The organism is Kitasatospora sp. NPDC090308 (assembly GCF_044769485.1).
Taxonomy (GTDB): Bacteria; Actinomycetota; Actinomycetes; order Streptomycetales; family Streptomycetaceae; genus Kitasatospora; species Kitasatospora fiedleri.
The window spans coordinates 403,233-422,443 of sequence record NZ_JBIVXY010000004.1; the positions used below are offsets into that span (position 1 = coordinate 403,233).

Annotated in this window: 19 protein-coding genes; 8 read left to right on the forward strand and 11 right to left on the reverse strand. The window is 74.8% G+C overall.

Features of this window, described 5'->3' with window-relative positions; translation table 11 throughout:
• Positions 1–13: 13 nt before the first annotated feature.
• The 5 genes from ACIQVD_RS12410 to ACIQVD_RS12430 all read right to left on the reverse strand — a co-directional run bounded on the left by ACIQVD_RS12410 (position 14) and on the right by ACIQVD_RS12430 (position 4,772).
• Positions 14–1,012 carry a TIGR03842 family LLM class F420-dependent oxidoreductase gene (locus ACIQVD_RS12410; RefSeq protein WP_400684743.1) on the reverse strand — a complete coding sequence of 333 codons (999 nt, stop codon included), beginning with the start codon at positions 1,010–1,012 and terminating at the stop codon, positions 14–16.
• A gap of 31 nt (positions 1,013–1,043) precedes the next feature.
• On the reverse strand, positions 1,044–2,432 hold the full coding sequence (hydA, locus tag ACIQVD_RS12415) for a dihydropyrimidinase (RefSeq protein ID WP_402288376.1): 1,389 nt from the start codon (positions 2,430–2,432) through the stop codon (positions 1,044–1,046).
• A 5-nt stretch (positions 2,433–2,437) separates the two neighbouring features.
• Entirely contained in the window at positions 2,438–3,280 is an 843-nt protein-coding gene (locus ACIQVD_RS12420; protein WP_402288379.1) for a nitrilase-related carbon-nitrogen hydrolase, read from the reverse strand.
• 282 nt (positions 3,281–3,562) lie between these two features.
• Complete coding sequence (locus tag ACIQVD_RS12425) at positions 3,563–4,060, reverse strand: hypothetical protein (RefSeq protein ID WP_402288380.1); 498 nt, start codon at positions 4,058–4,060, stop codon at positions 3,563–3,565.
• Between the two features lie 85 nt (positions 4,061–4,145).
• Positions 4,146–4,772: a TetR/AcrR family transcriptional regulator gene (locus tag ACIQVD_RS12430; RefSeq protein WP_402288382.1), complete on the reverse strand. Its 627-nt coding sequence runs from the start codon at positions 4,770–4,772 to the stop codon at positions 4,146–4,148.
• Positions 4,773–5,446: 674 nt separating this feature from the next.
• On the opposite strand from ACIQVD_RS12430, the gene ACIQVD_RS12435 reads away from it, so the two are divergent.
• Positions 5,447–5,599, forward strand: coding sequence for a hypothetical protein (locus ACIQVD_RS12435; RefSeq protein WP_402288385.1), 153 nt, complete (start codon positions 5,447–5,449; stop codon positions 5,597–5,599).
• Positions 5,600–5,627: 28 nt separating this feature from the next.
• Here the strand turns inward: ACIQVD_RS12435 and ACIQVD_RS12440 are convergent, their stop codons facing one another.
• Positions 5,628–6,044, reverse strand: coding sequence for a hypothetical protein (locus ACIQVD_RS12440; protein WP_402288387.1), 417 nt, complete (start codon positions 6,042–6,044; stop codon positions 5,628–5,630).
• A gap of 332 nt (positions 6,045–6,376) precedes the next feature.
• Between ACIQVD_RS12440 and ACIQVD_RS12445 the strand changes: the two genes are divergently transcribed.
• The 4 genes from ACIQVD_RS12445 to ACIQVD_RS12460 all read left to right on the forward strand — a co-directional run bounded on the left by ACIQVD_RS12445 (position 6,377) and on the right by ACIQVD_RS12460 (position 11,691).
• Positions 6,377–6,727 carry a hypothetical protein gene (locus ACIQVD_RS12445; RefSeq protein WP_402288390.1) on the forward strand — a complete coding sequence of 117 codons (351 nt, stop codon included), beginning with the start codon at positions 6,377–6,379 and terminating at the stop codon, positions 6,725–6,727.
• A gap of 155 nt (positions 6,728–6,882) precedes the next feature.
• Complete coding sequence (locus tag ACIQVD_RS12450) at positions 6,883–7,833, forward strand: beta-ketoacyl-ACP synthase III (protein ID WP_400684721.1); 951 nt, start codon at positions 6,883–6,885, stop codon at positions 7,831–7,833.
• 356 nt (positions 7,834–8,189) lie between these two features.
• Complete coding sequence (locus tag ACIQVD_RS12455; RefSeq protein WP_400685370.1) at positions 8,190–10,682, forward strand: DEAD/DEAH box helicase; 2,493 nt, start codon at positions 8,190–8,192, stop codon at positions 10,680–10,682.
• A 112-nt stretch (positions 10,683–10,794) separates the two neighbouring features.
• Complete coding sequence (locus ACIQVD_RS12460) at positions 10,795–11,691, forward strand: aminoglycoside phosphotransferase family protein (RefSeq protein ID WP_402288393.1); 897 nt, start codon at positions 10,795–10,797, stop codon at positions 11,689–11,691.
• A gap of 410 nt (positions 11,692–12,101) precedes the next feature.
• Here the strand turns inward: ACIQVD_RS12460 and ACIQVD_RS12465 are convergent, their stop codons facing one another.
• Entirely contained in the window at positions 12,102–12,953 is an 852-nt protein-coding gene (locus ACIQVD_RS12465; RefSeq protein WP_402288395.1) for a helix-turn-helix transcriptional regulator, read from the reverse strand.
• A gap of 354 nt (positions 12,954–13,307) precedes the next feature.
• Here ACIQVD_RS12465 and ACIQVD_RS12470 point away from each other — a divergent pair, with 354 nt between their 5' ends.
• Complete coding sequence (locus ACIQVD_RS12470; RefSeq protein WP_402288397.1) at positions 13,308–14,081, forward strand: SDR family NAD(P)-dependent oxidoreductase; 774 nt, start codon at positions 13,308–13,310, stop codon at positions 14,079–14,081.
• On the opposite strand, the gene ACIQVD_RS12475 is transcribed toward ACIQVD_RS12470, so the two are convergent.
• Both ACIQVD_RS12475 and ACIQVD_RS12480 read right to left on the reverse strand, forming a co-directional pair.
• The gene (locus tag ACIQVD_RS12475; RefSeq protein ID WP_402288672.1) at positions 14,056–14,538 is read right to left on the reverse strand and encodes a chemotaxis protein; all 483 of its coding nucleotides are present in this window, start codon (positions 14,536–14,538) and stop codon (positions 14,056–14,058) included. The genes ACIQVD_RS12470 and ACIQVD_RS12475 overlap by 26 nt on opposite strands.
• Before the next feature lie 127 nt (positions 14,539–14,665).
• The gene (locus ACIQVD_RS12480; RefSeq protein ID WP_100840530.1) at positions 14,666–15,202 is read right to left on the reverse strand and encodes a TetR-like C-terminal domain-containing protein; all 537 of its coding nucleotides are present in this window, start codon (positions 15,200–15,202) and stop codon (positions 14,666–14,668) included.
• 295 nt (positions 15,203–15,497) lie between these two features.
• Here ACIQVD_RS12480 and ACIQVD_RS12485 point away from each other — a divergent pair, with 295 nt between their 5' ends.
• On the forward strand, positions 15,498–16,508 hold the full coding sequence (locus ACIQVD_RS12485; protein WP_400684715.1) for a zinc-binding dehydrogenase: 1,011 nt from the start codon (positions 15,498–15,500) through the stop codon (positions 16,506–16,508).
• Positions 16,509–16,554: 46 nt separating this feature from the next.
• On the opposite strand, the gene ACIQVD_RS12490 is transcribed toward ACIQVD_RS12485, so the two are convergent.
• Positions 16,555–16,956 (reverse strand): winged helix-turn-helix transcriptional regulator, encoded by a 402-nt coding sequence (locus tag ACIQVD_RS12490; RefSeq protein ID WP_400684712.1) that lies wholly within the window; start codon positions 16,954–16,956, stop codon positions 16,555–16,557.
• A gap of 101 nt (positions 16,957–17,057) precedes the next feature.
• Between ACIQVD_RS12490 and ACIQVD_RS12495 the strand changes: the two genes are divergently transcribed.
• Positions 17,058–17,921, forward strand: a complete 864-nt coding sequence (locus tag ACIQVD_RS12495) for an alpha/beta fold hydrolase (RefSeq protein ID WP_400684709.1) — start codon at positions 17,058–17,060, stop codon at positions 17,919–17,921.
• 25 nt (positions 17,922–17,946) lie between these two features.
• Here ACIQVD_RS12495 and ACIQVD_RS12500 read toward each other — a convergent pair whose 3' ends face one another.
• Positions 17,947–19,164, reverse strand: a complete 1,218-nt coding sequence (locus ACIQVD_RS12500; protein ID WP_400684707.1) for an MFS transporter — start codon at positions 19,162–19,164, stop codon at positions 17,947–17,949.
• Between the last annotated feature and the right edge of the window lie 47 nt (positions 19,165–19,211).

Consider the following 19,211-nt stretch of genomic DNA (forward strand, 5'->3'; position numbering starts at 1 on the left):
CCCGGCCGCCGGGTCAGGCCAGTGCCGGGATGACCTCCGTGCCGTAGGCGTCGATGACGGCCTCGCGGGCGTCGTGCATCGCGTAGAGGGCGAACTGGTCGACGCCCAGGTCGCGCAGGGTGCGGAGTTTCTCGATGTGGGCGGTGGCGGGGCCGAGGAGGCAGAAGCGGTCGACGATGGCGTCGGGGACGAAGTCGGTGGAGGGGTTGCCGGTGCGGCCGTGGTGGCTGTAGTCGTAGCCGTGGCGGTCCTTGATGTAGGCGGTGAGCTCCTCGGGGACGAGGTCGGAGTGCTCGCCGTACTTGGCGACCAGGTCGGCGACGTGGTTGCCGACCATGCCGCCGAACCAGCGGCACTGCTCGCGGGCGTGGGCGAGGTCGTCGCCGACGTAGGCGGGGGCGGCGACGCAGACGGTGACGGCGGCGGGGTCGCGGCCGGCCTCCTCGGCGGCCCGGCGGACGGCCTTGACCATCCACTCGGTGAGGTAGGGGTCGGCCAGTTGGAGGATGAACCCGTCCGCCTTCTGTCCGGCCAGGGCGAGCGCCCGGGGGCCGTACGCGGCCATCCAGACCGGCAGTCGGCCGTCCTTGATCCAGGGGATCCGGATCGGGGTGCCGTCGACCTCGGCCTCCCGCCCCTCGGCGAGGTCGCGGATCGCGTCGACGGCGGCGCCGAGCCGGGCCAGGGTGTTGGGGCGGCGTCCGGCCACCCGCATCGCGGAGTCGCCGCGGCCGATGCCGCACACCGTCCGGTTGCCGTACATGTCGTTGAGGGTGGCGAAGGTGGAGGCGGTGACCTCCCAGCTGCGGGTGGCCGGGTTGGTGACCATCGGGCCGACGTGCAGCCGTTCGGTGTGCTCCAGGATCCGGCTGTGGATGACGAAGGGCTCCTGCCAGAGCACGGCGGAGTCGAAGGTCCAGCCGTGGCTGAACCCGGCCCGTTCGGCGCGACGCATCAGGTCGACGACCTCGGCGGCCGGCGGGTCGGTCTGCAGGACGAGTCCGAAGTCCACGGCGGGGGGCTCCTCGCGGATGAGGGGGTGGTCAGAGGTACTGGCAGGTGGAGCGGGGCAGGAAGGTGCCGTGCCCCGGGCGGCCGAGGTACTGGCCGCGGTCGAGCACCACCTCGCCGCGGGAGAGCACGGTCTCGACGCGTCCGGTGACGGTGCGGCCCTCGTACGCCGAGTAGTCGACGTTCATGTGGTGGGTGGCGGCGGAGAGGGTCTGCACGGCGTGCGGGTCGTAGATCACCAGGTCGGCGTCGGAGCCGGGGGCGATGGTGCCCTTGCGGGGGTGGAGGCCGAACATCCGGGCGGGGGCGGCGCAGGCGAGCTCGATCCAGCGGCGGCGGGTCAGGTGGCCGTCGACCACGGCCTGGTGGAGCAGGTCCATCCGGTGCTCGACGCCGGGCAGGCCGTTGGGGATCTTCGAGAAGTCGCCGCGGCCGAGGTCCTTCTGCCCCTTGAAGCAGAACGGGCAGTGGTCGGTGGAGACCACCTGGAGGTCGTCGGTGCGCAGGCCGCGCCAGAGCGCCGCCTGGTGGTCCCTGGGCCGCAGCGGGGTGGAGCAGACGTACTTGGCGCCCTCGAAGCCGGGCTCGGCCAGGTTGTCGGTGGACAGGAACAGGTACTGCGGGCAGGTCTCGCCGAAGACCGGCAGGCCGAGGTCGCGGGCGGCGGCCAGTTCGGCGATCGCCTCGCGGGCGGAGACGTGCACCACGTACAGCGGCGCGCCGGCCACCCGGGCCAGTTGGATCGCCCGGTGGGTGGCCTCGGCCTCCAGCAGCGCCCGGCGGACCTCGCCGTGGTGGCGCGGGTCGGTCTCGCCGCGGGCCAGGGCCTGTTCGACCAGGACGTCGATGGCGGGGCCGTTCTCGGCGTGCAGCATGGTGAGCGCGCCGGTGTCGGCGGCCCGCTGCATGGCGCGCAGGATCTGTCCGTCGTCGGAGTAGAAGACCCCGGGGTAGGCCATGAACAGCTTGAACGAGGTGACGCCCTCGCCGACCAGGCCGGGCATCTCGTCCAGCGTCGCCGCGTTGACGTCCGAGACGATCATGTGGAAGGCGTAGTCGATCGCGCACCGGCCGTCGGCCTTGGCGTGCCAGTCGTCCAGTCCGGCGCGCAGCGGGGCGCCCTTGGTCTGGACGGCGAAGTCGACGATCGTGGTGGTGCCGCCCCAGGCCGCGGCCCGGGTGCCGGTCTCGAAGGTGTCCGAGGCGCGGGTGCCGCCGAACGGCATCTCCATGTGGGTGTGCGCGTCGACGCCGCCGGGGACGACGTACTTCCCGCTGGCGTCGAACACCCGCTCCGCGTGCCAGCGCTGGCTGCCGGGCAGGGCGAGCGCGACCACCCGGCCGTCCTCGACCAGCACGTCGGCGTGCGTCTCCTCGGCGGCGGTGACGACCAGGCCGCCGGTGATCAGGGTGCGGGCCATCGCGCTCAGCCCTCGGTCAGCGGGCCGTAGGCGTCCGGGCGCCGGTCCCGGTAGAACGCCCACTGCTGGCGGACCTCGTCGATCAGGCCGAGGTCCAGGTCCCGGACGACCAGTTCCTCGCGCTTGTCGGAGGCGACCTCGCCGACGAACTGCCCGCGCGGGTCGACGAAGTAGCTGGTGCCGTAGAAGTCGTCGTCGCCGTACTCCTCGACGCCGACCCGGTTGATCGCGGCGACGAAGTACTCGTTGGCGACGGCTGCGGCGGGCTGCTCCAGCTGCCACAGGTAGGCGGACAGGCCGCGGCTGGTCGCCGACGGGTTGTACACGATCTCCGCCCCGGCCAGGCCGAGCGCCCGCCAGCCCTCCGGGAAGTGCCGGTCGTAGCAGATGTACACGCCGACCTTCCCGACCGCCGTGTCGAACACCGGCCAGCCCAGGTTCCCGGGCTTGAAGTAGTACTTCTCCCAGAATCCGCGCACCTGCGGGATGTGGTGCTTGCGGTACTTGCCGAGGTAGCTGCCGTCGGCGTCGATCACGGCGGCGGTGTTGTAGAAGAAACCGGGCTTCTCGATCTCGTACACCGGGGCGACGATCACGATCCCCAACTCCCGGGCCAGCTCCCGCATCCGCCGCACCGTCGGCCCGTCCGGGACGGGCTCGGCCCAGGCGTAGTGCTCCGGCTCCTGCACCTGGCAGAAGTACGGGGCGTTGAACACCTCCTGGAACCCGATGATCCCCGCCCCCTGCCCGGCGGCGTCCCGCGCGGCCTGCTCGGCGGCGGCCAGCATGCTCTCCTTGTCGCCCGTCCACGCGGTCTGGAACAGGGCGGCCCTGACGACACGGCTCATGGCCGCAACTCCTCGGATCGACGGCACGGAAAACGCGGGAACGCGGGAACGCGCGAACGCGCGGAACGGGGGCGCGGCGGGAAGGTGCCGCAGCGCTGTAGACCGTTGAGACTAGGAGCTGCGCGGCGAATGGGTGGGTGCCACGCGGGAGGAACCGGAAATTCGCCGCCCGGCGCTTTCCTTCGATTTTCCGCCTGTCATTTCATGCGCTTTTACGGGGTCCTGGTGTGCTGCCCGAACGCCCGCCACAGGGGTTTCCGGCGAGGGTTCCCGCCCGGGGCGTCAGCCCCACGGGGAGTCACCCAGGCGGCGCCACCACCAGGGGGCGTCCGGCGGGGCGAACGGGTCGGGCAGCGTGCGGCGGCGGAACTCCGCGTCCAACGGGCGCAGCAGCCGGACGAGTTCGGCCCGGGAGCGGGGAGGCAGGTGCGGCAGCAGCGCCGCCAGGACGTCCCGGCAGTGGCGGGCGTCGTCGCGCGCGCAGCCCGGGCAGCAGGAGAACTCCGCCGCCCGGGGGTACCGCCACCGCCCGCCGGGGGCGCGCAGGAACGCGCGGTAGCGGCGCAGCGCCTCGCCCGTGGCCCCCGGCTCCACCCAGCGGTCGGGGCGCTGCCACTCGACCCGGCGGACGTCCCGGTCCGCGGCCGCGGACAGCCCCGGGACGTGCGGCGGCGGGGCCTCCGGGCGGCGGCTGGGTGCGGTAGCACGGGGTGCGGTGGCACGGGGTGCGGTGGCACGGGGTGCGGTGGCGCGCAGGGCGCCGGGCCGGTTACGCGGCACCGGCCTTTCGGCAGTCGGTCATGCCCGCATGATCCCCGCCCGCGCGGCCCGCTGCCACCCGTTTTCCGTCCACCCCGGCCGACGCTCAGCGGGCGGGCAGCGAGCGGTCGGCGGGCAGCAGCCGGTCCAGGGCGCGGCGGGTGCGGGTGGCGGCGAGCGGGTCGCGCAGGAGTTGGAGTGCCTGGTTGAGGGCCAGGTAGATGCCGGTCAGCTCGTGGACGACCTGCTCGGGGTCGGTGTCCGGGGGGAGGTCCCCGGCCTCGACGGCGAGCCGGACCTCGCCGGCCAGGCGGCGGCGCCAGACCAGCAGCAGGCGGGCGACGTTGCGGCGGACCGGGCCGTCGTGCGCGTCGAACTCGACGGCCGCGGTGGTGAACAGGCAGCCGCCGGGGAACACCTCGCGGGCGTGCTCCAGGTAGTCGATCCAGCTCTGGCAGACCGCCCGCAGCCGGCGCAGGCCGGGCTCGGTGGCCGCCGCCGGGTCCCACACCAGCGCGGTGAACAGCGCGGAGGCCCGTTCCAGGGTCGCCAGTTGGAGGGCCTCCTTGGTGCCGAAGTGCCCGAGCACCCCGGCCTTGGACAGCCCGAGGTCGGCGGCCAGCCGCCCGATGGTCAGCCCCTCCAGCCCGTCGACCGAGGCGAGGGCGACACTGCGGTCGATGATCCGGGCCCTGGTCCGGCGGGCCTCGACCACCGTGCTGCGCGGGCTCATCCGGTCCTCCTCCGCGATCCGTCCGTCCATCCGTCCGCCCGGACGCGTCCCGTCCTACCCCCGGCCCCGGAATCCTACGACGTGCGACGATGCGCCGACCGCAGCCCGGCCCATCGCCCCAACGCGGCCCGGCGGGGCTACGGACCCCTGACGGTCGGAGCCCGGTGTGACGGGGAAGCCCACCCGCCAGGCTTGGCCGAGCCGGGTCGCGTTGGGGCGGATAACCCCTGGCCGTCCCACGAACTTCGACCGTTCGGAATTCGTCTCCTCAACTGCTTGAATTCGCTGCACGACGGACTGGTCCGAGCTCAGCCACGCGTACGGCACCACCCAGGACATCCCCGCTCTCCTCGACGCCATGAGTCCGGATCCGCACGATGCCTGCTGGAACGCGCTGTGGTCCGCCCTGTGCCACCAGGGCTCGGTCTTCTCGGCCAGCTACGCGGCACTTCCGGCCCTGGCCGACACCGCCCGGCGCTGGTCACCTACGGAGCGGCAGCAACCGCTCCACCCGGCCGGCGCCGTCGTCGCCAGCATCGACCGGCCCGACAACGGGGAAGACCCCTACGTGTCGTACGCCGCGGAGATCGCCGCGATGCGGGAGCTCACCGAAGAAGCCCTGCGGGATCCCGGGCTGGCTGACGATCCCCCTCCAGCCGCGGGACACTTCGGCGATGCGGGGTCTGGCCGGCAGACTGCGCGAGCGCATCCTCGCGGACGGCCGCCCCGACCTCGCGCACAAGCTGACCTACGGCACGGCCTGCTGCGCGGAGTGCGGCACCCCCTTCGACGTCGCGGAAGCCGTCGTCGCCCGCTGGGGTGCCTGACAGCTGTTCGAACCTGGTCAGGACGGGATCAGTCCGCGGTGCAGCCCCAGTAGCCGACTTCGGCTGCCCGGCCGTCGCGGTAAAGGACCGTGCAGCGGCCCTCCCCCCGTCCGATCGGGTCGAGCAACCGGCGCAGCGCGGCGTCCCACTGCTCACGGGTCGGACGGCCGTCGGGGGCCCAGGCCGAGACCTCGTCAGGGGACAAGGGGCGCATCACGAAAGGGGATTCGTCCTCGGTGACGGCCAACTCGTAGAAGTCGAGCACCGTGCCGCTACCCCCGGTCGCGATGTACTCCTGCCACGTCTCGTCCTGCCACAGCTGGACGATGCCGCGTCCCGGAAAGCCGTGATCGTCCTTCGCCAACTCCCGCTCCTGGGCCTGCCGGAACGCCGCCTCCAGATCTTCCTGGTACGGCCCGGTCATCGCCCACTCGTTGCCGCCCACCGCAGCGCCTCGCTTTCGCCCTCAGTCCTCCAGCTTCGCCGCAGGCTAGCCGCCACCCCCGACAGGACCGGCCGCCACCGCACCGAACCGGCGATCCGCTCCACTCCTACGACGAAGCTTGATCAGTCTCAGTGAAGTTCGGCCAACTCAATTTCTTCTCAATGGGGTTCGGCCGAAGTCCGGTCCACGTGGCGAAGAGCGCGCCATGTGCCTACCTCTGTCGCTGTTGCTCGACTTTCGAGCGGGTAGCTTTCGTGCCATGGCGGGGCAGGCCGGCGGTGGGCGGTCGCGTTTGGGGGCTGCTGGCAGCGTTGTGCGTGGGCGCGGCTGCCGTGTCCCTCGCACTCGGGCTGTCCCTGGTCGCGCCGAACGAACCACTGGAACAGGTAACGGCGTCGGCGTGTGAGACCAAACACGCCGGTCGCAACGACTACGTCCGGTGCGACGGCACCCGCGCCGACGGCACCCGCGTCTCGCTGCGCCATGACGGCCATCCCGGCGAGCAAGTCGCCGCAGCGAAGACGCCATGGGGTGCGTACACCGTCCCCAGCAAGGGCTTTACGGCTTGGACCGCAGCGCTGGCGGCTCCGACAGCGCTGCTCCTGGCGACGGTCGCGTGCACGATCGCCCTGCGAAAAGCGGTCCGTCGAACGCGGTACCGGGCAGCGGTCAAACTTCACTGAGCCCGTCAAAGTTCGCTGGGACGGGGCGTCGGCGCCTCCCCGTCGGGCGGGTGTCCGTTCTGCGGGCGGCGTTTAGCTTCCGATCGGTCGGTTGCTATATTCCAGGCCGTTGCCCCGGCGTCGGCCGGGGGCCGCCCGTGGAGAAGGGGACCGCCATGCCCGGAGTCCGGATAGCCGCTCTCGGCCACCACCAGCCCAGCCGGGTGCTGACCAACGACGAGTTGGCGACGATGGTGGACACCAATGACGAGTGGATCCGGCGGCGGACCGGGATCGTGACCCGGCGGATCGCGGGGCCGCAGGAGTCGGTGACCGATCTGGCGGCGGGGGCGGCGGCGAAGGCGCTGGCGGCCTCGGGGCTGGACCCGGCGGAGATCGGGCAGGTCACGGTGGCCACCTGCAGTGCGGTGGACCGCTGCCCGTCGATCGCGGCGCAGGTGGCGGGTCGGCTGGGCATTCCGTCCGCCGTCGCGTTCGACCTGAACAACGGGTGTGCGGGGTTCTGCACCTCGCTGTCGGTGGCGAACCACTCGCTGCTGGCGGGCGGCGCCAAGCACGCGCTGGTGATCGGCGCGGAGAAGATGTCGGACCTGGTCGACTGGACGGACCGGCGCAGCTGCATCCTGCTGGGCGACGGCGCGGGCGCGGCGGTGCTGTCCGCGACCGACGGGGAGGGCAGCGCGATCGGCCCGGTGGTCTGGGGTTCGGACCCGTCGCGGGCGAGCGCGGTGCGGCTGCTGGACGAGTGGCACCCGCAGTTCGAGCAGGACGGCCAGGCGGTGTTCCGGTGGGCCACCACCGAGCTGCCCGCGCTGGCCGAACAGGCGTGCCGGGCGGCCGGGTTGAGCCCGGCGGAGCTGGACGGGGTGGTGACCCACCAGGCGAACCTGCGGATCATCGAGTCGCTGGTGCAGAAGCTGGGCCTGTCCGAGGACGCGGTGATCGCCCGGGACGTGGTGGACTCCGGCAACACCTCGGCGGCCTCCGTGCCGCTGGCGCTGGCGAAGCTGGTGGAGCGGGGCGAGCTGCGTTCGGGCGCCCGGGTGCTGCTGTTCGCGTTCGGCGGCGGCCTGTCCTGGGCCGGCCAGGTGGTCACCTGCCCGTGACGGGCCGGGCCCACGCCCGGGGCCGGGCCCGCGCCCGGGGCCGGCTCGGTCCCGTCCGGGAGGGTCTCAGCGGCGGGTGCGGGTGAGGGTGAGCGCGACCGTGTCGGGCGGCGGCGGGGAGTCCGGGTGGGGGTGATCCCGCCCGCGAAGCCGTCGTCCCCGGCGATCGGGCCGTAGTGCCGGCCCCGGTCGGGGGCGAGCGGCCCAGCCCTCCCCCGCTACTCGCTGTCACGACGCGGGCGCGCCGGGCGACCATCCGATCGTCCGGAGCGCGGCGGGGCGGGGTGGTGCGGGGGCGAGCTTTGCCCGCGGTGATCCCGGACGGGCAAGATAGCGGGGTGACCCTCCTGGACCTGATGCCGAAGCCCGCCACGCCCGACTCGCTGTTCGAGACCTTCGCCGAGTGGGCGTCGGAGCGCGGTATCACCCTCTACCCAGCCCAGGAGGAGGCGCTGATCGAGCTGGTCTCCGGGAACAACGTGATCCTGGCGACGCCGACCGGCTCCGGGAAGTCCCTGGTCGCGGCGGGCGCGCACTTCGCCGCGCTGGCCGAGGGCAAGCGGACGTTCTACACCGCGCCGATCAAGGCGCTGGTGTCGGAGAAGTTCTTCGACCTGTGCAAGGTCTTCGGCACCGAGCAGGTCGGCATGATGACCGGCGACGCCTCGGTGAACCCGACCGCGCCGATCATCTGCTGCACCGCCGAGGTGCTGGCCCAGATCGCCCTGCACGACGGCCCGCGCGCCGACATCGGCCAGGTCGTGATGGACGAGTTCCACTTCTACGCCGAACCGGACCGCGGCTGGGCCTGGCAGATCCCGATCCTCGAACTCCCGCAGGTGCAGTTCCTGCTGATGTCGGCCACGCTCGGCGACGTCCGCCGCTTCGAGGAGGACCTGACCCGCCGCACCGGCCGCCCGACCACCGTGGTGCGCTCGGCGACCCGTCCGGTGCCGCTGTTCTACGAGTACCGGCGCACCAACCTGCACGACACCCTGGAGGAGCTGCTGACCACCGGGCAGGCGCCGGTGTACGTGGTGCACTTCACCCAGAAGGAGGCGGTGGAGCGGGCGCAGTCCCTGATGAGCATCAACATGTGCTCCAAGCAGGAGAAGGACGCGATCGCCGCCCTGATCGGCAACTTCCGCTTCACCACCAAGTTCGGCCGCAACCTGTCCCGGTACGTGCGGCACGGCATCGGCGTGCACCACGCCGGCATGCTGCCCAAGTACCGCCGCCTGGTGGAGCGGCTGGCGCAGGCCGGCCTGCTGAAGGTGATCTGCGGCACCGACACGCTCGGCGTGGGCGTCAACGTGCCGATCCGCACGGTGCTGTTCACCGCGCTGTCCAAGTACGACGGGCAGCGGGTGCGGATCCTGCGGGCCCGCGAGTTCCACCAGATCGCCGGGCGCGCGGGCCGGGCCGGGTTCGACACCGTCGGCCAGGTGGTGGCGCAGGCCCCCGAGCACGTGGTGGAGAACGACCGGGCGCTGGCCAAGGCCGGGGACGACCCGAAGAAGCGCAAGAAGGTGGTCCGCAAGAAGGCCCCGGACGGCTTCGTGTCCTGGACCGAGGAGACCTTCGAGCGCCTGATCGGCGCCGACCCGGAGCCGCTGGTCTCCCGGTTCAAGGTCAGCCACGCGATGCTGCTGTCGGTGATCGGCCGCCCGGGCAACGCGTTCGAGGCGATGCGCAAGCTGCTCACCGACAACCACGAGGACCGCGCCGCGCAGCGCCGCCACATCCGTACCGCGATCGCCATCTACCGCTCGCTGCGGGAGGGCGGCGTGGTCGAGCAGTTCGACGAGCCGGACGCCGAGGGCCGGATCGCCCGGCTGACCCTCGACCTGCAGGAGAACTTCGCGCTCAACCAGCCGCTGTCCACCTTCGCGCTGGCCGCCTTCGACCTGCTCGACCCGGAGTCGCCCTCGTACGCGCTGGACGTGGTCTCGGTCGTGGAGGCCACCCTCGACGACCCGCGGCAGATCCTCGCCTCGCAGGAGAACAAGGCGCGCGGCGAGGCCGTCGCGGAGATGAAGCGCGACGGGATCGAGTACGAGGAGCGGATGAACCGGCTCCAGGAGATCAGCTACCCGAAGCCGCTGGAGGAGCAGCTCGGCCACGCCTACGAGGTGTACCGCCGGGCCCACCCGTGGATCGGCGACCACCCGCTGCGGCCGAAGTCCGTGGTGCGCGACCTGTACGAGCGCGCGATGACCTTCACCGACTACGTGGGCTTCTACGAGCTGGCCCGCACCGAGGGCATCGTGCTGCGCTACCTGGCGGGCGCGTTCAAGGCGCTGGAGCAGACCGTCCCGGACGACATCAAGACCGACGACCTCAAGGACGTCATCGCCTGGCTGGGCGAACTCGTCCGCCAGGTCGACTCCTCGCTGCTGGACGAGTGGGAAGCGCTCGCCAACCCGACCGAGCCGGAGGCCGCCGAGGTCCGCCTGGACGACAAGCCCGCCCCCGTCACGGCCAACGCCCGGGCCTTCCGCGTCCTGGTCCGCAACGAGCTCTTCCGCCGGGTCGAGCTGTGCGCCCTGGAGCAGTACGACGCGCTGGCCGAACTCGACGGCGAGGACGGCTGGAACGCCGACCGCTGGGCCGACGCGATGGACGGCTACTGGGAGGAGTACGACGACCTCTTCACCGGCCCGAACGCGCGCGGCCCCAAGATGCTGCTGATCGAGGAGGTCGAGGACGAGGGCCTGTGGCGCGTCCGCCAGATCTTCGACGACCCCAACGGCGACCACGACTGGGGCATCTCCGCCGAGGTCGACCTCTACGGCTCCGACGAGGAGGGCCGCGCCGTCGTCAAGATCACCTCGGTGGGCGCGCACTGACCCACCCGCCCCTCCCCCGGCCACCGAGCGGGACGGATCGCGCCCGTAGGATGCCCGGGACCGGGACCGGGATCTGACCCGACATCCGGATCGGTGGGCCGGGGAGGGCGCGGTGCAGGAGTTGGCTCGGGTCGGGCCGGAGGTGCGGGAGCGGTTCGTCGGGCGGTTCGGGGGCGGGGTGCTCGGGTGGTGCGACGCGCTGCCCGGACTGGTCGGGGAGTTGGCCGGGCGGTGGGGGCTGGAGCCGGTCGCGGCGGGGGGCGGGGGCACCTCGCGGGTGTTCCGCTGCGTGCGGCGCGGCGACGGGGCCCGGGTGTGGTTGAAGCTGACGCCCGATCCCTCGATCGCGGGCGAGGAGGCGGCGGCCCTGCGCGTCTGGGCGGGCAGGGCGTCGGTCGTCGCGCTGCTCGCGGCGGACACCGCCGCCGGGGCGCTGCTGCTGGCGGACGTCCGGCCCGGTACGCCGGTGCGGCAGCTCGGCTGGACCCTGCCCGGGGTCGCCTCCCTGCTGCGGGACCTGCGCTCCGCCGCCCGGCCCGCGGGAGGCTCCGGCCTGCGCCCGCTCGCGCACCGGATCGACTTCCTGTTCGACCTCGCCGAGCGCCGGGCGTCCGCCGCCGGGGCCGGGAGCGACCTGGCCGGGCCCCGGGCGGCGGCCCTGGCCCTCGCCGCCGACGGGCCGACCGGGCTGGTGCACGGCGACCTGCACCCGTCCAACGTGCTCTCCGGCCCCGGCGGGCGCCTGGTGGCGATCGACCCGCGACCGACCTGGGGCGACCCGGACTTCGACGCCGTGGACTGGGCCCTGGAGGGCGTCACCGACCTGGCCGCGCTACGGCGGCGGACCGACCGGCTGGCCGCGCTCGTCCCCGGCCTCTCCCCCGACCGCCTGCTGGCCTGGTGCCGCGCCCTGAGCGCCCTCACCGCCGCCCCCCGGACGCACGCGGGCCGGGGCGAGGACCCGGAGACGCACTTCCTGGCCCGTCTGGCGGGCCTGCGCTCCGACTGACCCTCCAGCTCCGGTTCCCGGGACGGGCCCGGACCGCACCGCCCCTCAGCCGGACACTGGCACTTCGACCCGGCGGGTGCGGCAGGCGGAGACGTGGCGGCCGGGTTCGGGCAGGGCCAGGACGTCGGTGCCCAGCGCGGGACGGCGAGCCTGCGCCCTGACTGACCGCCTGCTCCCGGACCGGGCCGCCCCTCAGCCGGGCACCGGCACTTCGACCCCGCGCTCGGCGGCGAAAGCCGCGAAGGCCCGGCGGGTGCGCCCCCCGGGCGGGGCGAGGCAGGCGAAGACGTGGCGGCCGGGTTCCGGCAGGGCCAGGACAGGTACCCGGAGACCCGCTTCCTCGCCCGCCCGGCGAGCCTGTGCCCCGACTGACCGTCCGCCCCGGGACGGAACCCGGACCGGGCCGCCCCTCAGCCGGGCACCTGCGCTTCGACCCCGCGCTCGGCGGCGAAGGCCGCGAAGGCCCGGCGGGTGCGCCCCCCGGGCGGGGCGAGGCAGGCGAAGACGTAGCGGCCGGGTTCGGGCAGGGCCAGGACGGTGTACTCCAGGACGTCGGTGTCCAGCGCGGGGTGGCGGACGTGCAGGCGGCCGGGGCCGGGCGGGCCGGCCCGGTGGTGGGACCACAGGGCGGCGAAGGCCGGGCTCGCGGCGGAGAAGCGGTCGACCAGGTCGGCGAGGTTCCGGTCGGCGGGGCGGTCGGCGTGGTGGGCCCGGAGGGAGGCGACCAGGTCCGCGCCGATCGACCGCTCGGGGGCGTGGTTGTCGGCGGTGCGGGAGCCGTACGGGCAGCAGAAGACCTGCCAGAGCAGGTTCCGTTCGTGCGGGGGCCGGCGGGCGGGCTCGGCCATCAGCAGGGCGGCGGGCCGGTTCCAGGCCAGCAGGTCGAAGGTCGGGCCGGTGGCGAACGCCGGTGCGGCGTCCAGGGTGTCGAGCAGGGCCAGGGTGCTCGCCGGGACGCCCCGCCGCTCCTCCGGCCGCTCCGGGGCGGGCCGCCGCCCGGCCAGCCGGTGCAGGTAGGCCCGTTCGGCGTCGGCCAGCCGCAGGGCGTCCGCGATGCCGTCCAGCACCGGCCCGGTGGGCACCCGTTGGCGGCCCTGCTCCAGCCGGGCGTAGTAGTCCGGCGAGATCCCGGCCCGGGCCGCAACCTCCTCCCGCCGCAGCCCGGGGGTGCGCCGCCGGCCGGTCGCGGCGAGGCCGAGGTCGGACGGCGCCAGGCGGGCACGACGGGCGCGCAGGAACGCGCCCAGCGGGGTCTCGGGCATGCGCGCCACCCTGCCACACCCGCCACCGCGCAACCAGGACCTGCCGGGTCCGGGCTGGCCGGGCCGGTGCCCCACCACACGGCCCGGTGCCCGACCGACCCGACCCGGTGAGCACGGGCCCGACCCGGTGCCCGACCGACCCGACCCGGTGAGCACGGGCCCGACCCGGTGCCCGACCGACCCGGCCCGGCGAGCACGGGCCCCCCTCGCCTCGCCCCGACCCGCCTCGCCCCCGGTGAGCCCCGGCTCACCCCGGCCCGCCCCGCTGTCCACGCCCCGGCCGGTCCGGGATCGGCGGTCCCCGGTCGGGTCGGCCGCTGGTGGGGTGGGGCGGCGTCAACCACGCTGGCGGGCATGGGACTTCTCGAGGACAAGGTCACGATCGTCACCGGCGCGGGACGCGGTATCGGTGCGGCCGCCGCGCGGCTGTTCGCCCGGGAGGGGGCGGCGCTGGTGCTGGCGGCCCGGAGCGGGGACGAAGTGGCGGCGCTGGCCGCCGAGTTGCGGGAGGCGGGGGCGCGGGCGGTGCCGGTGGCCGTCGACCTGACCACCGCGGCGGGTGCGGACCTGCTGGTCGACACCGCGCTGCGCAGCTACGGGCGGTTGGACGCGGCGTTCGACAACGCGGGCAACGGCCTGCCGCCCGCGCCGCTGGCCGAGCGCGCCGAGGAGGACTGGGACGGCGTGCACGCGCTGAACCTGCGCGGCACCTGGCTGTGCCTGCGGGCGCAGCTCGCGGCGCTGGTGGCGGGCGGCCGGGGCGGGTCGGTGGTGGTCAACTCGGGGGTGGGGGCGCTGGTCGGCGGGTTCGGCGACGGTGTGCAGCAGGCCGCGAAGCACGGGCTGACCGGCCTGGTGCGGGCGGCGGTGGCGGACTACGCGCCGCACGGCATCCGGGTCAACGCGGTGGCGCCGGGCGTGGTGCGCACCCCCGGCACCGAGGACCTCTTCGCGCTCGGCCCGGCCTTCGCCGACCTGGTGGCCCGCTCGACCCCGCTGGGCCGCCCGGCCCGGCCCGAGGAGGTCGCGCAGGCGGCGGCGTGGCTGCTCAGCGACCGTGCCTCGTACGTCACCGGCGTGACCCTGCCGGTGGACGGGGGCATCACCGCGACCCGCCGATTCGACTGACCACCACTGACCGACCTACCGTCAACTCCCTTGCCGGGGGGTGGGATTCGACGGCGCGGGCGCAGGCGGCGGGCGGGGTGCAGGTGGTGTCCGACCCGAGGTCGCAGTGGACGCCGCGGTGGACGCGGACCGCCTGGTCGGCGGTCATGCCGGTGGCGCGGTCGCCGCGGGCGCGGTCGCGGGCGGCGGCCTCGGCGGGGTCGCAGCGGACGGCGATCCGGAGGACGTCCGGGCCGTGCAGGGCTTCGCGCCGGCGCTGCGGGGAGGCGGGGCCGGAGAGGGACACGTCGTCGACGATGACCGGGGCGCCGGCCCGGGCGGTGGCGGCGGCGGCCGTCCGGGCGGCCTCCAGCGCGCGGAAGGCGTCGCCGACCGGGACGGTGCCGTCGGTGGCGGGGGCGATGCCGTCGCCGCTCTCCCGCCGGGCCGGGGGCAGCGCGGCGGCCGGGCCGTCGATGCCGAAGGCCGGTCAGGGGCGCGGCAGTCGGGCCTGAAGGGCCCGCGCGAGGCTGGTCCTGCCGCTGCCGGAGCCGCCGTCGAGCACGGTCACCCGGGCCGTCGTCGGTCCACCGTGGCCGCCGGGCTCAGCGCGGGGCGAGGCCGTCCAGGACCAGGTCGACCAGGGCGGTGACGAAGGCGGGCGTGACGGGTTCGCCGAGCAGCAGGTGGCGGGCGAACAGCGGGCTCATCAGGGCCTCGACGGCGGCGCGGGGGTCGGCGTCGGGGCGGATCTCGCCGCGGGCGGCGGCCCGGCGCAGGAGCTGTTCGGCGCGGTCGAGGCGGTCGGCCCAGTAGGCGTCGCGTCCGCTGCGGGTCTCGGCGGTGGCGGGGGCGATGCTCAGGTGCAGCAGGGCCGGGCCCTCGGGGGTGTCGAGGAAGGCGCCGAGGGCGGTGAGCAGCCGGTGCAGGTCGGTGCGGAGGCTGCCGGTGTCGGGCAGCGGCATGGCCTGGTCGGTGTAGTCGGCGAGCGCTTCGCGCAGCAGGCGCTCCCGGGTGCCCCAGTTGCGGTACACCGAGGTCTCGTGCACCCCGGCGGCGGCGGCGACCGCCGCGACGCTGGCGGCCTCCAGGCCGCCCTCGGCGAGCAGGCGCACCGTCGCGTCGAGGACCGCCCGGCGCATCGCGGCACCGCGCCGGCGCAGCGGGGCGGTGGCGACCACGGTCTGCGGCGCGGCGTCCGGCACTTCTTCCCCGGGCGGCTCTTCCCGAGGCGGCTCTCCCCCGGGCGGTTCCTCCCGGGACGGTTCTTTCGCGGGCACACCCGGAGCCTAACGCAAGCGACCTTGCGTTGCACCGGGCGGCGTCGTAGCCTCGACAACGCAAGTCACCTTGCGATAGTCCGGCCGCAACCGGTCGGGCCGTCGCGAGCGGCAACGAGGCCGCCGACGGCTCGCCGCCGGCCGGAGAGGATCGACCATGGCTGTGATGCGTGCCGTCCGTCTGCACGTTCCCACCCGCACCCTGAGCGTGGAGGAGGTGGAGCGTCCCGTTCCCGGCCCCGGCCAGGTGCTGGTCAAGGTGGAGGCGGCGGGCGTCTGCCTGTCCGACGTCCACCTGATCGACGGCTCGCTCACCCCGCTGTACCTGCCCGGCGAGAGCGTCACGCTGGGCCACGAGGTCGCGGGCACCGTCGCCGAGCCCGGCCCCGGGTCGGGTGCCTGGCAGGTCGGCGACCGGGTGGTGCTGCAGGCCGGCGAGAAGCGCGACGGGACCACCTGGACGCGCGGCGTGGACTACGACGGCGGCTGGGCCGAGTACGCGCTGGCCCGCACCGACACGCTGTTCCGGCTGCCCGACACGATCCCGTTCGAGCAGGGCTCGATCATCCCGGACGCGGTCTCCACCCCGTGGGGCGCCGTCACCACCACCGGCGGGGTGCGCCCCGCCGAGCCGGTCGGCGTCTGGGGCGTCGGCGGCCTGGGCGCGCACGGCGTGCAGCTGCTGCGCGCGATCGGCGCCAACCCGATCGTCGCCGTCGACCCCGCCCCGGCCGCCCGCGAACGCGCCCTCGCCTTCGGCGCGGACCTCGCCCTGGACTCCGCCGATCCCGAGCTCGCCGCGAAGATCGGCGCGGCCACCGGCGGCGCGGGCCTGTCCGCCGCGTTCGACTTCGCCGGCGTGCCCGCCGTCCGCGAGCAGGCGCTGAAGGTGCTGGGCGCGCACGGCCGCCTGGTCCTGGTCGGCCTCACCGACCAGCCCCTGACGGTCCGGGACAGCATCCGCTTCTCCTACCTCCAGCAGCGGATCCTCGGCCACTACGGCTCCGAGGAGAACGCCGTCCCCCAGCTCATCGCCCTCGCCGCGGGCGGCCGCCTCGACTTCTCCCGCTCCGTCAGCGAGGTCCTCCCGCTGGAACGGGCCGCCGAGGCCGTCGAGCGCCTGCACAGCAAGCAGGGCGACCCGATCCGCCTGATCCTCAAGCCCTGACCCCGGGTCGGCACCCCCGCCCCGCAGCAACCGGCTCGCCGACGGCTCACCCGTCGGCGAGCCGGTTGCTGCGGTCGATCTCCGGCATGTGCGTCTCGGCCCAGACCCGCAGGGCGGAGAGCGGCCCCTCGAGGGACAGGCCGAGTGCGGTGAGCCGGTAGTGGACGGCGGGCGGCACGGTGGGTTCCACCCGGCGCGCGACCAGGCCGTCGCGGACGAGGCCGCGCAGGGTGACGGACAGCATCTTCTGCGAGATGCCGGGGACGCGGCGCCGCAGTTCCGCGAAGCGCAGCTCGTCCGGCGCCTCCTCGGCCAGCACCTTGACCACCATCGAGGTCCACTTGGTGCCGATCCGGTCGAGCAGTCGGCGGGTCGGGCAGAGCGGGTCCAGCAGGTCGCCCCGCTCACCGGGCCGCCGACCGGGTCCATCGGACTCGGACGTGGTCACTCCGGGCTCACCACCTGAGGGAGAAGTGCCGTCTTGGAGGGGCCAGGATAGGTCCCTAGCGTGAGGTGGTCACCGTTCCCCACCCCACCTGGAGCCCCTCCGTGCCCGAACTGCGGCGCGTCCCCGTCAACGGCGTCGACCTGAACGTCGCACTCGCCGGGTCGGGCCCGGCCGTCCTGCTGCTGCACGGCTTCCCGCACACCTGGGAGCTGTGGACGGACGTCATGGCCGGCCTCTCCGACCGCCACCGCGTCATCGCGCCCGACCTGCGCGGGTTCGGCGCCAGCGGCGCGGCGGCCACCGGCTACGACGCCGGGACGCTGGCCGAGGACGCCGCGGCGCTGCTGGCCGCGCTCGGCGTCCCCTCGGCCGCGGTGGTGGGCATCGACGCGGGCGCCCCGCCGGCCTTCCTGCTCGCCCTGCGCCGCCCGGACCTCGTCCGGCGCCTGGCCGTCATGGAGTCCGTGCTGGGCGGGCTGCCCGGCGCCGAGGAGTTCCTGGCCGGCGGGCCGCCGTGGTGGTTCGGCTTCCACCGCGCCGCGTCCGGCCTGGCCGAGACCGTGCTGGAGGGCCACGAGGCCGCCTACGTCGACTGGTTCCTGGACGCCGGCACCCTCGGCGACGGGGTCCGCCCCGCCCTCCGGGACGCCTTCGTCCGCGCGTACACCGGCCGCCGGGCGCTGGGCCGCGCGTTCTCCTACTACCGGGCGCTGCCCGAGAGCGCGGCCCAGATCGAACGGGCGGTCGCCACCGCCCGCCTGACGGTGCCGACGATGGCGCTGGGCGCCCGGCCGGTCGGCGCGGCGCTGGAGCGCCAGCTCCGCCCGATCACCGACGACCTCACCGGGCACCTCATCGAGGACTGCGGCCACATCGTCCCGCTGCACCGGCCGCACGCCCTCCTCGCGCTGCTGCGCCCGTTCCTGGCCGACGGGGGCGGGGGCGGCGGCGCGGAAGCGACGTGAGTGACCGGAGCCGGGGAACGGAGCCTCAGGCCGCCGCCGCGGCCGTGGGGGACGCGGCGGCGGGGCGGGGCGGGCGGTGCCAGGTGGCGATCCAGAACGCGGTCAGGACGGCGGCCGCGCCCGCGATGGCCATCGCGGGGCCGGTGCCGGTGAAGGTGGCGACGGTGCCGAACAGGGCGGGGCCGACGCCCTGGAGGGTCATGGTGCCGGAGCCGAGCAGGGTGAACGCCTGGCCCTGGCCGTCCGCCGGGAGCACGTCCAGGAAGGAGCGCTGGAGGCCGAGCGCGTAGGCGAAGCCGGGACCGGCGGCCAGCAGGGCGGCGGCGCACAGCGGCAGGGGCACGGGCAGCGCGAAGACCAGCAGCGGCAGGCCCGTCAGCGCGGCCAGCGGCGCGACCAGCCGCTCCCGGGTGGCGGGGGCGGCGAACCGTCCGACCAGCAGGTCGCCGAGCAGCATCCCGACCGGCAGGCAGGCCAGCAGGAACCCGTACCCGCCGGCCGGGAAGCCCCGGGCCCCGGCGTACGCGACGACCAGCGACTCGGCGCCGGTCACGGCGGCGGACGGCAGCCACTGGGCGAGCAGCAGACGGCGGACGGGGGTGCGGCGCAGCAGGTCGCCGTTGCCGCGCAGGCTCTGCCGGAGCACCGAGCCGGTGGCCCGCCGCAGGGGCGGCAGGTCGGGCAGCCGCAGCCGGATCGCGAGTGCGTCGGCGAGGTGCAGCCCGGCGGCGACCAGCAGGGCGCCGTGCGGGCCGAGCAGGGCGACCGCCACGCCGCCGCCGGCCAGGCCGAGCAACTGGGCGCCGGAGGAGGCGATCTGGGTCAGCGACCGGCCCAGCACGTAGGCGTCCCCGTGCAGGGTCTGCGCGACCAGGCGGCTGGAGGCGCCGTTGAACACGGGGGTGAGTACCGCGACCGCGCCGACCAGCAGCAGGCCGGCCGCGACCGGCATCCGCACCAGGGCGAGCAGGGCGGCGGCGGTGGCGTCCAGCAGGTACCCGGCCGTGATCAGCGGCCGGGGGCGCAGGCTGTCGGTGAGCGAGCCGAGCAGCATCGAGCCGAGCAGTTGCGGCAGGAACCCGATGCCGAAGGCGACGGCGCTCAGCAGCGCGGAGCCGGTGCCCGCGTAGATCAGCACGGCCAGGGTGGTGATCCGCAGCGAGTCCCCGACGATGCCGAGGGTGCGGGTGGTGAACAGCAGGCGGAAGCGCGGGTCGCCCAGTACCTCGCGGTAGGTCGTCATGCCGGTGAGCCTGGCGGCCGGGGGCCGGTGCGGGCGAGAGATTCGTC